Here is a 13,592-nt window from a genome sequence, read left to right on the forward strand (position 1 = left end):
TCAGCGGGCGGTGCCGTGCCAGCTGTCCCACAGCGCGGCGTAGGCACCGCCCGCCGCCACCAGGTCGTCGTGGGAGCCCAGCTCGCTGATCCGGCCGTCCTCCACCACGGCCACCCGGTCGGCGTCGTGCGCCGTGTACAGCCGGTGCGCGATGGCGATCACCGTACGGCCCTCAAGCACGGCCGCGAGCGACCGCTCCAGGTGGCGGGCGGCCCGCGGGTCGATCAGCGAGGTCGCCTCGTCCAGGACGAGCGTGTGCGGATCGGCCAGCACCAGCCGGGCGAGCGCGAGCTGCTGCGCCTGGGCCGGGGAGATCGCCGCGCCGCCGGACCCGACCGCGGTGTTCAACTCCTCGGCAGATTCATGACTCAGAGCCGCCACCCACTCCCAGGCGTCCACGGCCTCCAGCGCGCGGCGCACCTCGGCGTCCGAGGCGTCGGGCCTGGCGATCAGGAGGTTGTCGCGCAGCGTCCCTCGGAACACGTGGTGCTCCTGGGTGACCAGGGCGACGTGCCCGCGCAGCTCGTCGAGCGGCAGCTCGACCAGCGGCACCCCGCCGACCGTGACCGACCCGCTCCCCGGCGCATGCACCCCGGCGATGAGGCGGCCCAGCGTCGACTTGCCCGCCCCTGAGGGCCCGACCATGGCCAGGCGCTCCCCCGGGCGTACGTCGAGGTCGATGCCGTGCAGCACGTCGTGGCCCTCGCGGTAGGCGTACCGTACGCCGCTGGCCTTGAGCTCCTCCCCCACCGGCCGGGCGTCGCCCGCGACCCGGTCGTCGGGCACGTTGGCCACGCCCAGCAGCCGGGCCATCGAGGCCCCGCCGACCTGGAGCTCGTCCACCCACGAAAGCAGCCGGTCGAGCGGGTCGATGAGCTGCTGCACGTAGAGCGTGGCGGTCGTCACCTGGGCCACCGTCACCCAGCCCTCGATGGAGAGCAGCCCGCCGATGAGCAGGGTCGCCATGACCGGGACCACGTAGCCGAACTCGACGGCCGGGAACCACACCATGCGCAGGCCCAGGGTGTACCGCTCGGCGGCGAACGACCGGGCGATGTCCCGGTCCGTACGGTCCCGGCGGCGGCCCTCCAGCCCCAGCGCCTCGATCGTGCGGGCCCCCTCGACGGTCTCGGCCAGGCCCTCGGTCATGTCGGCGTACGCCGCGTTCTCCCGCAGGTAGCCGTCCCTGGCGCGGTTGAGATACCACCGGGTGGCGCCCCACAGCAGCGGCACGGCGACCAGCGACGGCACCGCCATCACCGGCCCGACGAGGATCACCGCGCCGACGACGAAGGCGCCGGTCACGACCGCGATCAGCGTCTCGGGCACGGCGTGCCGCACGCTCCGGGACAGCGCGTCCACGTCTCTGGACGTACGGGTGATGAGGTCGCCGGAACCGGCCCGCTCGACCGTGGAGAGCGGCAGCGCGAGCACCCGGCCGACGAAGTCCTCCCTCAGCTCGGCCAGCACCTTCTCGCCCAGCCGCGACGACGCGTACACCGCGAACCTGATCAGCACGGCCTGCGCGGCCACGAAGGCGGCGATGGCCAGGGCGACGGCGTCCACGCGCAGGTCGGTCCGGCCCTTGGCCAGGCCCCCCACCAGGTCGCCGAGCATGCGGGGCGCGACAAGCCCGGCGACCGCCGCCAGCGCGTGCAGGGCCAGCGCGAGGCCCAGCTCGCGGGGATACTTCAGCGTCAGCCGCCGCGCGTAGGCGCGCACCTGCGCCCTGTCGGCGACCGGCAGGATCTCGCGGGCCATGCTCAGTCTTCCCCTCGCGTCAACTCGCGTGTGACGGTGGCCCGGTAGGCGGGCTCGGTCTCCAGCAGCGCCCGGTGGCTGCCCTCGGCCCGCACGACGCCGCCCTCGACGTACAGCACGTGGTCGGCCCGGTCGAGCACGAGCGGGCTGGTCGTGCAGACCAGCGTCGCGCGGCCCGCCCGCGCCTTGCCCAGACGTTCGGCGACGCGCGCCTCCGTGTGCGCGTCGACGGCGCTGGTGGGCTCGACCAGGATCAGGATCTCCGCGTGGGCGAGCAGCGCCCGGGCCAGCCGCAGCCGCTGCTGCTGACCGCCGGAGAACTCGCGGCCCGACTCGGCCACGTGCGCGTCCAGGCCCTCGGGCAGCGCCGCCACGATGTCCTCGGCGCACGAGGCGTACAGCGCCTGGCGGACGTCCTCGTCGGTGGCCGTTCCCCGCACGTCGAGCTCGTCGCGCAGCCGTCCGGTGAACAGCCGCGCGCCGTTGTCGGCCACCAGGATGTGCCGCCTGGCCTCGGCGAGCGGCAGCTCCGCCAGCGGCCTGCCGCCGACCGTGACGTCGCCGGGGGCGAACCTGCCCAGGCGGTCGGCGATGGCGATGGCGTCCTCCGGCGCGGCCGCCGCGAGCGCCGTGAGCCGGCCGGGCCGGACCTCGACGCCCGACTCGCCGTCGCGGAGCATGCCCGGCAGCGTGTCCGGCAGCGTGTCCGGTCCCGCGGAGAAGCGGCCGTCGCCGCCGGTGATCTCGGGCTCCAGCGACAGGATGCGGCAGACGCGGCGCGCCGCCACGTGCCCCTTGGTCACCTTGTCGGCGGCCTCGGTCAGGGTACGCAGAGGCGCGATCAGGAAGACCGCGTAGCCGTAGAACGCGACGAGCTGACCGGGCGTGATGCGGCCGTCGAGCGCGAAGCGCGCGCCGAGCCAGGTCACGCACGCGATCAGCACGCCGGGCAACAGGATCTGGGCGCCCTCCAGCAGGGACTCCACCGAGGCCACCCGCACGCCCGCCTGCCGTACGCGCTGCGATTCCTCGCGGTAGCGCGCGGCGAAGACCTGTTCGCCGCCGACGCCGCGCAGCACCCGCAGGCCGGCCACGATGTCGGCGGCCCGGGTGGCCAGGTCGCCCTGCAGGTCGCGCTGCTCGTGCTGGCGCCGGTGCAGCGGCTTGAGCAGAGGACCCACCGCGGCCGCCATCAGCGGCACTCCGACCAGCACGACCAGGCCCAGCGGAACCGAGGTGGCGAGGAGGATCACGGTCACCGCGACGATGGCGACGGCCGCGCCGGTGCCGCGCAGGAGGATGTCCATGGCGTTGCCGATGTGCGCGATGTCCGAGTTGCCCACGCTGACGACCTCGCCCGTCGACAGGCGTTTCGGCAGCGTCGCCCCGAGCCTGGCCGCCTGCCGTACGGTCACCTGCACGGTGCGGTAGGCCGCCGACAGCCAGGCGAAGACGGCGAAGCGGTGGCGGGTGACACCGGCGACCGCCTGGACCACGCCGAGGCCGAGCACCACCGCCGACCACTTGAGCAGCGTGCCCGCGTCCCGCGCGGTCATCGCGTCGATCGCCTTGCCCAGGGCCGCCGGCACGAGCGCCTGCCCCAGCCACCACAGCACCGCCAGGCCGGCTCCGGCCAGCATCGGGGCGGCCTGGCCGCGGGCCACCCACCACAGGTAGCGCAGCGGCCCGCGGGCGTCGGGACTGCCGGGATCGGCCACAGGAAGAGAGCGCATGGTCGTTCCAGACTCGCAAAAACGCAGGTCGAGGGGCAAACCGTTTTACCTTGCGTCAACCAGGGTTGACATGCGGAGGTTGTCAACCTATGTTGACGATATGAGCGATACGGCACAGCTGGCGAGCGACGCCGGCAGCCGCGATCCGGCCGTCGGTCTGCGGGCCGTACGGGCCCTGCGGCTCCTGGTGGAACGGCTCGAAGCGCTGCAGGTGGAGAACGCACGCACCGCGGGGTGGTCGTGGCAGGACATCGCGCTCCTGCTCGGGGTGTCCCGGCAGGCGGTGCACAAGAAGTACGCGGGCGGGCGAGGACTGCTGAGACGGGAGAAGTAGATGCTGGAAAGGTTCACCGACGACGCCCGGCAGGTCGTCATACACGCCAACGAGCAGGCCAGGGAGCTCCGGCACGGGCAGGTGGGCACCGAGCACATCCTGCTCGGCTTGCTGAGCCGCCCGGAGACGCTGTCCGCCCGGCTCCTCACCGCCCGCGGGGTCACCCATGAGCGGGTGCGGGCCGATGTCGTCCGGATCCTCGGCGACGCCACCGGCGGGGACATCGACGCCGAGGCCCTGGAGACGATCGGCATCGACCTGTCGGCCGTCCGGGAGAGGGTCGAGGAGGCCTTCGGCGTCGGGGCCCTCGACCGGGAGCCGCGCCGCGGCCGCCGGGGGGTGCTCCTCAGCGGGCGCCGGGCCCCGTTCGGCCCCAGGGCCAAGAAGACCCTCGAACTCGCGCTGCGCGAGGCCATCGCGCTCAAGAGCAGGGACATCCGCGACGGGCACATCCTCCTCGGCGTCATCCGGGAGGGCGAGGGCCTGGGTGTCCGCATCCTGACCGACGCCGGGGTCGACCTGTCCGAGCTCCGAGCGGAGGTCAGGAGCGTCCTCTGACGAGCCGGTGTCAGTCGTCCGTGTCAGTCGTCCGTGTCAGTCGTCCAGGGTCGCCAGGGCGTCCGCGGGGGTCTCGTAGATGGGGAACGCCGCGTGCAGCCCGGTCACCGTGAGGATCCTCCGGAAGACGCCCCGAACGCCGGCGAGCTTCATGAACCCGCCCGCCTCCACTGCGCGGTCGTGCGCCTCCAGAAGAAGCCGCAGGCCCATGGAGTCGCAGAAGGTCATCTCGGAGGTGTCCACGACCAGCCGGGTACCGCCCTCCTCCGACAACTTGCCGAACACGGTGCGCAGCCGCTCGCCGGAGATCACGTCCAGCTCGCCGGTCAGGGTGACGAGAGTGTGCGTCGCCTCATGGCTCACCGTGACGCCAAGTCTCGTCGTCATCGCCTGTCCTCGTCCCGAAAGATCTTCCTGGTCAAAGATCTACAGAGAAGTTACACCTCTACTTACCCCGGCAGGCAGAGGGAGGCAAGGAGGACGGGACGGCGGAGGCCGGTAGTGATCAGCGGTCGCCGGCGATCTCGTACAACCCGCCGGGATCGGAGTCAGAGTCGGGCTCGCCGCCGGACCGGGGGTGGCGCGGGCCGGCGTCCGCCGCGTGGCTGAGCGCCTCAGCGACCGTCGGGTGCTGTTCGAACACGTTGCGCAGGCCGGTGATCGTCAGCACCCGGCGCAGCACGCCCTGCACGCCGCTCAGGATCAACCGGACGTTCAGGGCCTGGCCGCGCTGCAACGCGGAGATCAGCTCGCTCAGCCCGCGAGAGTCGCAGAACTCCAGCTCGGCGACGTCGATCACGAGGACGGACGTCCCCGACGACTCCCAGACCCGGTGCAACTCGTCGTGAAGCAGGTGGACGGTGCCGGCGTCGAGATCGCCTTCCACACGCACGACGACGGCCGCGCCATGGACTGCGGACGCGACCTTCAAGGTGGAACGTGGACCGGTCACGGGCATGCTCACTCCCTCGCCTGCGGGGACACGGCAGGCGCGTTACGCCAACACAAATCACACGTTACCCGGGAGGAGAGGTGATTATGTTCCGGCAGCGACGACAGGGCCGGCGCGCGGCGTGGATCCGTGCGCCGGCCGTGCGTTCACTCGGGTGTTACTTGGAGGCGGCCTTGAGGTAGTCGGCGTTCATCTGAGCGATCGTGTCGAACGGGATGCCCTTGGGGCACACCGCCGTGCACTCGCCGGTGTTGGTGCAGCCGCCGAAGCCCTCGGCGTCCATCTGCTCGACCATCGCCCTGGCACGCGACTCGCGCTCCGGCTGACCCTGCGGCAGCAGGCTCAGGTGCGTGATCTTCGCCGCGGTGAACAGCGAGGCCGAGCCGTTCGGGCAGGCCGCGACACAGGCGCCGCAGCCGATGCAGGTCGCGGCGTCGAAGGCGGCGTCGGCGTCGGCCTTCGGCACCGGGACGGAGTGCGCCTCCGGGGCGGACCCGGCGGGAACGGAGATGAAGCCGCCCGCCTGGATGATCCGGTCGAACGCCGACCTGTCCACGACGAGGTCCTTGACCACCGGGAACGCCGCGGCCCGCCACGGCTCGATCGTGATGACGTCGCCGTCCTTGAAGTGCCGCATGTGCAGCTGGCAGGTCGTGGTGAGCTTCTGCTCGCCGTGCGCGACGCCGTTGATGACCATGCCGCACATGCCGCAGATGCCCTCGCGGCAGTCGTGGTCGAAGGCGACCGGGTCGTCGCCCTCGAGGATCAGCCGCTCGTTGAGGACGTCGAGCATTTCCAGGAACGACATGTCCGGAGAGACGTCTTCGACCCGGTAGGTCACCATCCGTCCCTTGTCCGACGAGCCGTTCTGCCGCCAGATCTTGAGGGTCAGGTTCACTTGTAGCTCCGCTGGGTCATCTTGACGTACTCGTAGTTCAGCTCTTCCTTGTGCAGGACCGGACCCTCCGGAGTCCACTCCCACGCGGCGACGTAGGCGAAGTTCTCGTCGTCGCGCAGCGCCTCACCGTCCGCGTCCTGCGACTCGGCCCGGAAGTGACCGCCGCACGACTCCGTACGGTGCAGGGCGTCGACGCACATCAGCTCGGCGAGCTCGAAGAAGTCGGCCACCCGGCCGGCGCGTTCGAGCGCCTGGTTGAGCCCCTCGGCGTCGCCCGGCACCTTGACGTTGTTCCAGAACTCCTCGCGCAGCTCGGGGATGCGCTCCAGCGCCTTGCGCAGCGACTCCTCGGTGCGCTCCATGCCGCAGTAGTCCCACATGATCCGGCCGAGCTCCCGGTGGTAGGAGTCGGCGGTGCGGTTGCCGTTCACAGACAGGAGCTTGTCGATCTTGTCCTGGACGGCCTTCCTGGCCTCCGCGACGTCGCCCTCCTCGACCGGTCCGAACGCGCCGGCCCCGGCGAGGTAGTCGCCGATCGTCGTGGGCAGCACGAAGTAGCCGTCCGCGAGGCCCTGCATGAGGGCGGAGGCGCCCAGGCGGTTCGCGCCGTGGTCGGAGAAGTTGGCCTCGCCGACCACGAACAGCCCGGGGATGGTCGACTGCAGGTCGTAGTCCACCCACAGCCCGCCCATCGTGTAGTGGACGGCCGGGTAGATGCGCATCGGCACCTCGTACGGGTTCTCGCCGGTGATGCGCTCGTACATCTCGAAGAGGTTGCCGTACTTCTTCTCGACGGCCTCCCGGCCCATCCGCCTGATGGCGTCGGCGAAGTCGAGGTAGACGCCGAGCCCGCCGGGACCGACGCCGCGGCCCTCGTCGCAGACGTTCTTGGCGGCGCGGCTGGCGATGTCACGCGGCACGAGGTTGCCGAACGCCGGGTAGATGCGCTCCAGGTAGTAGTCGCGCTCGTCCTCGGGGATGTCGCCGGGAGCCCGGTCGTCGCCCTTGAGCTTCGGCACCCACACCCGGCCGTCGTTGCGCAGCGACTCCGACATCAGCGTCAGCTTCGACTGGTGGTCGCCGCTCTGCGGGATGCAGGTCGGGTGGATCTGCGTGTAGCAGGGGTTGCCGAAGTAGGCGCCCTTCTTGTGCGCCCGCCAGATCGCCGTGGTGTTGCAGCCCTTGGCGTTGGTGGACAGGTAGAACACGTTGCCGTAGCCGCCGCTGGCGAGCACGACCGCGTCGGCGAGGTGGGTCTCGATCTCGCCGGTGACCATGTCGCGGACCACGACGCCCCGGGCCCGGCCGCCGCTGACGATGAGCTCCAGCATCTCGTGGCGGGTGTGGACCTCCACGTTCCCCGCCGCGACCTGCCGCTCCAGGGCCTGGTAGGCGCCGAGCAGGAGCTGCTGGCCCGTCTGGCCGCGGGCGTAGAAGGTGCGCGACACCTGGGTGCCGCCGAACGACCGGGTATCGAGCAGGCCGCCGTACTCGCGGGCGAACGGCACGCCCTGCGCCACGGCCTGGTCGATGATGTTCACGCTGACCTGGGCGAGGCGGTAGACGTTCGACTCGCGGGCGCGGTAGTCGCCGCCCTTCACCGTGTCGTAGAACAGCCGGTAGACGCTGTCGCCGTCGCCGCGATAGTTCTTGGCGGCGTTGATGCCGCCCTGCGCGGCGATGGAGTGGGCCCGCCGGGGCGAGTCCTGGTAGCAGAACGACTTGACCTTGTATCCCAGCTCGCCGAGTGTGGCCGCGGCGGAGCCGCCGGCCAGGCCGGTGCCGACGACGATGACGGTCAGCTTGCGCTTGTTGACCGGGTTGACCAGCTTGGCCTGGAAACGGCGCTTGTCCCAGCGGTCCTCGACCGGGCCCGCCGGTGCCTTGGTGTCCTGGATGGGCTCACCCACCCGGTAATGCCCGACGATGGCCGGTTCTGCGCCCCGGCTCTTCTGCTGGGCGTTCCCCTGCTGGTTCTCTTGCTGGTTCTCTTGCTGGGCGCGGCGGCGGAACTTCACTTGACCACTCCGATCAGAATGCAGACGGGCGCGGCGACGAACCCGAGCACCAGCACCGCGGAGACCGCGACGGCGATCGTCTGCAGCGTGCTGCGGACGCGGGGGCGGCGGGTCAGGCCGAGCGACTGGAACGCGCTCCACAGGCCGTGGCGCAGGTGCAGGCCGACCATCACCATGGCGACGAGGTAGAACAGCGCCACCCACCAGCGGTCGGGCTGGAAGCCGGCGATCATCCGGTCGTACGGCGTGGCGTCGCCGCCCTTGGGGTTCACGGTGCCGAAGGTCATGTCCAGCAGGTGCCAGATCACGAACAGCACGATGATCACGCCGCCATACCGCATGGTGTGCGTGGCATACCCGTTGGCCTGCGACTTCCGCTTGGCCGCGTACTTCACGGGCCGCGCCTTGGCCGCCCGGCGGGCGAGCGACACCGCCGCCCACATGTGCAGCACGACGCAGACCACGAGCACGATCTCGGTGATCGTCAACAGGGTCCGGTTCGGCAGCGCGGGCGAGCCCACGGTGCGCAACCAGTCGGCATAGTGGTTGAAGGAGTCGGCGCCCAAGAAGATCTTGAGGTTGCCCAGCATGTGGCCGATCAGGAAGAGCACGAGAACCGCGCCCGTGACGGCCATGACGGCCTTCCTGCCGGCCGAGGTGCCGAGCAGGCCGCGACGGGAGGGCGTACGCGGCGCGGGCCCGGCGGGCTTACGAGGTGCGTCATGCGTGGGAACCGGAGCGGTCGCCGAGCCCCTATCCGCAGAAGCAGGGTCCACGGAAGCGGAGTCCACAGAGTGGTCAACAGTGGCAGTCACGAATCCACACGCTAGGTTCGTGCTGTTCAGACGTCCAAGTCATGACAGATCTGGTTTCGATAGCCCCCGGCTATGCACTGTGTCCCGCACGGTTTCCAAGAGTCGAAGGTCCCGAGGGTGTGCGACGAATTTCACATCGCGTCCACACCACGGGGGCGCATCGAGCCGGCTTCGGCGATAGCCCTAGGCTATTGAATGTGCAGCTCCAGCAACTGGCCTACTTCATGGCCGTGGCCGAGACGCGGCACTTCACCCAGGCCGCGGAGCGGATGCGGGTCGCCCAGCCGTCGCTGAGCAAGCAGATCAAGAGTCTCGAGACCGAGCTGGGGGCGCCCCTGTTCAGCCGGGCCCGGGGCAACGTCACGCTCACCGCGGCGGGTGAGGCGCTGCTCCCGCTCGCGCGCCGCATGCTCGCCGACGCGGAGACCGCCCGGCGCGAGGTCGCCGAGCTTGCCGGGCTGCGGCGGGGGCGGGTGCGCCTCGGCGCGACCCCCTCGCTGTGCGCCGGGCTGCTGGCCGACGCGCTGGCCCGCTTCCACCGCGACTACCCCGGCGTGGAGCTGAAGGTCGAGGAGGGCGGGTCCCGCGACCTCGTCCGCGACCTCGCCCGGGGTCAGCTCGACCTGGCGCTGATCATCCTGCCGCTGCAGAGCAGCGACCCGTCCCTGGTGACCCGGGAGATCCTGAGCGAGAACCTCGTCGTGGCCTCCGCGTCGGCCCCGGGGCGCAGGTCGTACATGCGGATCGAGGACCTGCGCGGACGGCCCATGGTCATGTTCCGCAGGGGCTACGACGTGCGCGAGGCGACGCTGGCGGCCTGCCGGCAGGCGGGGTTCGAGCCGCGCTTCGCGGTGGAGGGCGGAGAGATGGACGCGGTGCTGCGGTTCGTCGAGGCGGGGCTGGGCATCGCGGTGGTGCCCTCGATGGTGCTGGAGAACCGGCCGAGGCTGACGGGCACGCCGTTGCTGCCCGGCCTGCGCCGTACGGTCGCCCTCGCCCACCGCAAGGACGTGGAGCCGACCCGGGCGGCGCAGGCCTTCCGTGGGACGCTGCTGTCGTTCCTCGGCGAGGCCGCGCGTGATGGGACCCTTCCTCAGGGAATAGAGGCGCTCGTAGACGTGTGACCCCTAACCGAGCGGTTCCCAGACGATAGGTTTGTGCAACACGATGCTGCACGACGATGATGCCGACGCTGACGAGAGGCGTTCGTGACCCCGGTCTCCCCTGATCTGCCCGATCCGCTCACCCTCCTGCTGATCGAGGACGACGCCGGTGACGCGTTTCTCGTCGAGGAGTTGCTGGCGGGCGCCGAGAGGCCGCCGAAGATCACCTGGGCGCGGACCCTCGCCGAGGGACGCGCGCGGCTCACGGACGACGTGCAGTGCGTGCTCGTCGATCTCTCCCTTCCCGACGCATCCGGGCTCGAGGCGCTGCAGCAGGTCCTCGCCATGGCCCCGGACACGGCGGTGCTCGTCCTGACCGGGCTGGGCGACGCGCACGTCGGCATCGAGGCGGTCGCCGCCGGAGCGCAGGACTTCCTGGTCAAGCAGGACGTCGACGCCCGGCTGCTGATCCGCGCCATCCGCTACGCCATCGAGCGCAAGCGCGCCGACCTCGCCATGCGCGAACTCCTGCAGGAACGCATCGTCAGCAAGGAGAACTCCCGGCTCGAACGCGGCCTGCTGCCCGTCCCCCTGCTCGACCCCATGCTCCTCCACCACCAGGCCCGCTACCTTCCCGGACGTACGGGCGGGCTGCTGGCCGGCGACTTCTGGGACACCGTGCAGACGCCCGACGGGGCGGTGCACGTGCTGATCGGAGACGTGTGCGGGCACGGGCCCGACGAGGCCGCCCTCGGCACGGCGCTGCGCATCGCCTGGCGCACGCTGGTGCTGGCCGGGCAGAGCGGCAACGACGTGCTGCGCACGCTCGACACGCTGCTGCGGCACGAGCGCAAGTCGCCGGAGATCTTCACCACGATGTGCACCGCGACCATCGCCCCCGACCTGACCACCGCCCGCCTGCACGTGATCGGTCACCCGCCGCCGCTGCTGCTGCGCGACGGCGTGCTCGGCGTGGTCACCGAGACGCCGTCAGGCCCGCCGCTCGGAATCTTCCCGGACATCGTGTGGACGCCCATCGACGTCACCCTGGGCGATCGGTGGTCGCTGCTGCTCTACACCGACGGGCTGATCGAGGCCACGGTCGGCGAGAACCGCGACCTGCTCGGCACCGAGGGGCTCGCGAACCTGATCCGCGCCCAGGCCGGGATCGACCTCGACCGCATCATCGCCAGTCTCGACGGCGCCATGCACGACGACGTCGCGGCCGTCCTCGTCGCCCGCGGCCATGAGAAGCAGGACGTACGGGAGAGCGGGGCGTGAGCGCGCCGGAGCCCCCCACCGTGGAAGCGCAGGTGGAGGCGCAGGTGGAGGCGCAGGTGGAGGCGCATGCGACGGCACCGGCCCCGCTGCCCCCGCTGACGCCGTCCGCGCGGGGCGCGCGCCTGCCGGTCAGCCGGTGGTTCGTGCTCGCCGGAACGGGCGTCCTGCTCATCTTCGTGATCGCGCTCAGCGCGATCCTGCTCGCGCTCTCCACGACGCACGAGGCCCGGCAGACCCTCGTCGACGCGGTCGACCCCGCCGCCCTGCAGACGCTGCGCGTCGCCCGGGCGGTGCAGGCGCAGGAGGGCGCGATCCGCGGGTACGGGCTCACCGGCGAGCAGCAGTACCTCGACTCCTACCGCCAGGGGGTCGCCGAGGAGCGCTCGGCGACCGACGAGATCGCCAGGCTCGTCCCCCGGTTGCCCCAGGGGTACGGCGTCCGCCGCCAGATCCGCGAGATCACCGACGCCACGACCGCGTGGCGGCGCGACTACGCCGAGCCCGTGGTCGCGCGGACCCTCAAGAGCGGTCCGGGCCCGCTGACCGACCTGGCCAAGAGCAACCTCCAGCGATTCTCGGCGGTCAGGAGCGCGCTCGACACGCAACAGGCACTGCTGGGGCGGCTGCACGACGTCGCCAGAGATCGGCTCTACTCCGGCTGGAACACCATCTATGGGGCGGTCGCGGCGCTGGCCGGCGCGATGGTGCTGGCGATCGTGTTCTGCGCGCTGATCGTGCGCCGCGCGGTCGTGGGCCCGATCGCGCGGCTGACCCGGCAGGTCCGGGCCGTGGCCGCGGGCGACTTCGACCACGAGCTCGGGGTCGAGCGGCCGGCCGAGCTGTGGGAGCTGTCGGGCCACATCGACGGCATGCGCCACCGGATCATGACCGAGTGGCAGTCGTCCGTCGAGGCCCGCCAGCAGCTCGCCGAGCAGGCCGAGGAGCTCAAGCGCTCCAACCGCGAGCTGGAGCAGTTCGCCTACGTGGCCAGCCACGACCTGCAGGAGCCGCTGCGCAAGGTGGCGAGCTTCACCCAGATGCTGGAGCAGCGCTACGCCGACCGGCTCGACGACCGCGCCCGGCAGTACATCGGCTTCGCGGTCGACGGCGCGCGCCGCATGCAGCTGCTCATCAACGACCTGCTCGACTTCTCGCGGGTGGGCCGGGTCGGCGGCGAACCGGAGGAGATGGACACGGGCGACGCGCTGGCCGGCGCCCTGCGCAACCTCGACGCCCGGCTGTCGGAGACCGGCGCGACCGTCACCCACGACGACATGCCCAAGGTCGTCGGCAACCGCACGCTGCTGACCCAGCTCTTCCAGAACCTCGTCAGCAACGCGCTCAAGTTCCGCTCCGAGGAGCCTCCCCGCGTCCACATGGGCGTACGGCGGGACGGCGACATGTGGGAGTTCAGCTGCTCGGACAACGGGATCGGCGTCGAGCCGAAGTACGCCGACCGCATCTTCCTGATCTTCCAGCGGCTGCACCCGAGGGACGTCTATCCCGGGACGGGCATCGGACTGGCCCTGTGCCGCAAAATCGTCGAATATCATGGCGGCCGGATCTGGCTCGACACGAACGAGGACGCCGGAGCCACGTTCCGCTGGACCCTGCCGGCCCTGGGAGACCCCGATGAATGAGTACCGCCCGATCGAGGTCCTCCTGGTCGAGGACGACCCGGGCGACGTCCTGCTCTGCCAGGAGGCGTTCTCCTACAACAAGGTCGGCAACAACCTCCACGTGGTCAACGACGGCGAGCAGGCGCTGGCCTTCCTGCGCGCCGAGGGGCAGTACGACTCGGCGCCCCGGCCCGACCTGGTGCTGCTCGACCTCAACCTGCCGCGCGTGAACGGGTTCGAGGTGCTGGAGGAGGTCAAGAAGGACCCCTCACTGCGGAGCATTCCCGTTGTGATCCTCACCACATCGGAGGCCGAGCAGGATATCCTGCGGGGATACAACCTGCACGCCAACGCGTACATCACCAAACCCGTGGATTTCGACCAGTTCACCCGGGTAGTACGGCAGATCGACGAATTCTTCGTGACCGTGGTCAAGCTGCCGGGGAAGTGACCGAGATCACAGCGGGGAGGAGTGACCCTCCTCACACTTCGTGATGTGCTCGTCGTAATGTGTGCCCCA

Annotated in this window: 13 protein-coding genes; 6 read left to right on the forward strand and 7 right to left on the reverse strand. The window is 70.9% G+C overall.

The features are described from left to right. The gene (locus QSK36_RS26900; RefSeq protein ID WP_285784301.1) at positions 1 to 1,761 is read right to left on the reverse strand and encodes an ABC transporter ATP-binding protein; all 1,761 of its coding nucleotides are present in this window, start codon (positions 1,759 to 1,761) and stop codon (positions 1 to 3) included. A 2-nt stretch (positions 1,762 to 1,763) separates the two neighbouring features. Next, positions 1,764 to 3,494 (reverse strand): ABC transporter transmembrane domain-containing protein, encoded by a 1,731-nt coding sequence (locus QSK36_RS26905; RefSeq protein WP_285784302.1) that lies wholly within the window; start codon positions 3,492 to 3,494, stop codon positions 1,764 to 1,766. 100 nt (positions 3,495 to 3,594) lie between these two features. Here QSK36_RS26905 and QSK36_RS26910 point away from each other — a divergent pair, with 100 nt between their 5' ends. Together QSK36_RS26910 and QSK36_RS26915 are read left to right on the forward strand one after the other, a co-directional pair. Next, complete coding sequence (locus QSK36_RS26910) at positions 3,595 to 3,828, forward strand: RNA polymerase subunit sigma-70 (protein WP_079316659.1); 234 nt, start codon at positions 3,595 to 3,597, stop codon at positions 3,826 to 3,828. Beyond that, positions 3,829 to 4,386, forward strand: a complete 558-nt coding sequence (locus QSK36_RS26915; RefSeq protein WP_183542518.1) for a Clp protease N-terminal domain-containing protein — start codon at positions 3,829 to 3,831, stop codon at positions 4,384 to 4,386. Between the two features lie 36 nt (positions 4,387 to 4,422). Here QSK36_RS26915 and QSK36_RS26920 read toward each other — a convergent pair whose 3' ends face one another. The 5 genes from QSK36_RS26920 to QSK36_RS26940 all read right to left on the reverse strand — a co-directional run bounded on the left by QSK36_RS26920 (position 4,423) and on the right by QSK36_RS26940 (position 9,069). Beyond that, positions 4,423 to 4,773 carry an STAS domain-containing protein gene (locus tag QSK36_RS26920; RefSeq protein WP_285784303.1) on the reverse strand — a complete coding sequence of 117 codons (351 nt, stop codon included), beginning with the start codon at positions 4,771 to 4,773 and terminating at the stop codon, positions 4,423 to 4,425. Positions 4,774 to 4,891: 118 nt separating this feature from the next. Continuing rightward, positions 4,892 to 5,344, reverse strand: a complete 453-nt coding sequence (locus QSK36_RS26925; RefSeq protein ID WP_183542523.1) for an STAS domain-containing protein — start codon at positions 5,342 to 5,344, stop codon at positions 4,892 to 4,894. 151 nt (positions 5,345 to 5,495) lie between these two features. Beyond that, positions 5,496 to 6,236, reverse strand: a complete 741-nt coding sequence (locus tag QSK36_RS26930) for a succinate dehydrogenase/fumarate reductase iron-sulfur subunit (protein WP_139579333.1) — start codon at positions 6,234 to 6,236, stop codon at positions 5,496 to 5,498. Then, entirely contained in the window at positions 6,233 to 8,164 is a 1,932-nt protein-coding gene (locus QSK36_RS26935) for a fumarate reductase/succinate dehydrogenase flavoprotein subunit (protein ID WP_285784411.1), read from the reverse strand. Before QSK36_RS26935 ends, QSK36_RS26930 begins: the two co-directional genes overlap by 4 nt. Before the next feature lie 86 nt (positions 8,165 to 8,250). Beyond that, complete coding sequence (locus QSK36_RS26940; protein WP_352240975.1) at positions 8,251 to 9,069, reverse strand: succinate dehydrogenase cytochrome b subunit; 819 nt, start codon at positions 9,067 to 9,069, stop codon at positions 8,251 to 8,253. Between the two features lie 197 nt (positions 9,070 to 9,266). On the opposite strand from QSK36_RS26940, the gene QSK36_RS26945 reads away from it, so the two are divergent. The 4 genes from QSK36_RS26945 (at position 9,267) to QSK36_RS26960 (ending at position 13,523) form a co-directional block, all read left to right on the forward strand. Continuing rightward, complete coding sequence (locus QSK36_RS26945; RefSeq protein WP_182899956.1) at positions 9,267 to 10,193, forward strand: LysR family transcriptional regulator; 927 nt, start codon at positions 9,267 to 9,269, stop codon at positions 10,191 to 10,193. 84 nt (positions 10,194 to 10,277) lie between these two features. Continuing rightward, positions 10,278 to 11,453, forward strand: a complete 1,176-nt coding sequence (locus tag QSK36_RS26950; RefSeq protein WP_183542525.1) for a PP2C family protein-serine/threonine phosphatase — start codon at positions 10,278 to 10,280, stop codon at positions 11,451 to 11,453. Then, the gene (locus QSK36_RS26955; protein ID WP_285784304.1) at positions 11,450 to 13,093 is read left to right on the forward strand and encodes a sensor histidine kinase; all 1,644 of its coding nucleotides are present in this window, start codon (positions 11,450 to 11,452) and stop codon (positions 13,091 to 13,093) included. Before QSK36_RS26950 ends, QSK36_RS26955 begins: the two co-directional genes overlap by 4 nt. Next, on the forward strand, positions 13,086 to 13,523 hold the full coding sequence (locus tag QSK36_RS26960; protein WP_139577393.1) for a response regulator: 438 nt from the start codon (positions 13,086 to 13,088) through the stop codon (positions 13,521 to 13,523). The genes QSK36_RS26955 and QSK36_RS26960 overlap by 8 nt, the downstream gene beginning before the upstream one ends. The last annotated feature ends 69 nt before the right edge of the window (positions 13,524 to 13,592 follow it).

It is taken from the genome of Microbispora sp. NBRC 16548 (assembly GCF_030268985.1).
In the GTDB taxonomy this organism is placed as follows: Bacteria; Actinomycetota; Actinomycetes; order Streptosporangiales; family Streptosporangiaceae; genus Microbispora; species Microbispora catharanthi.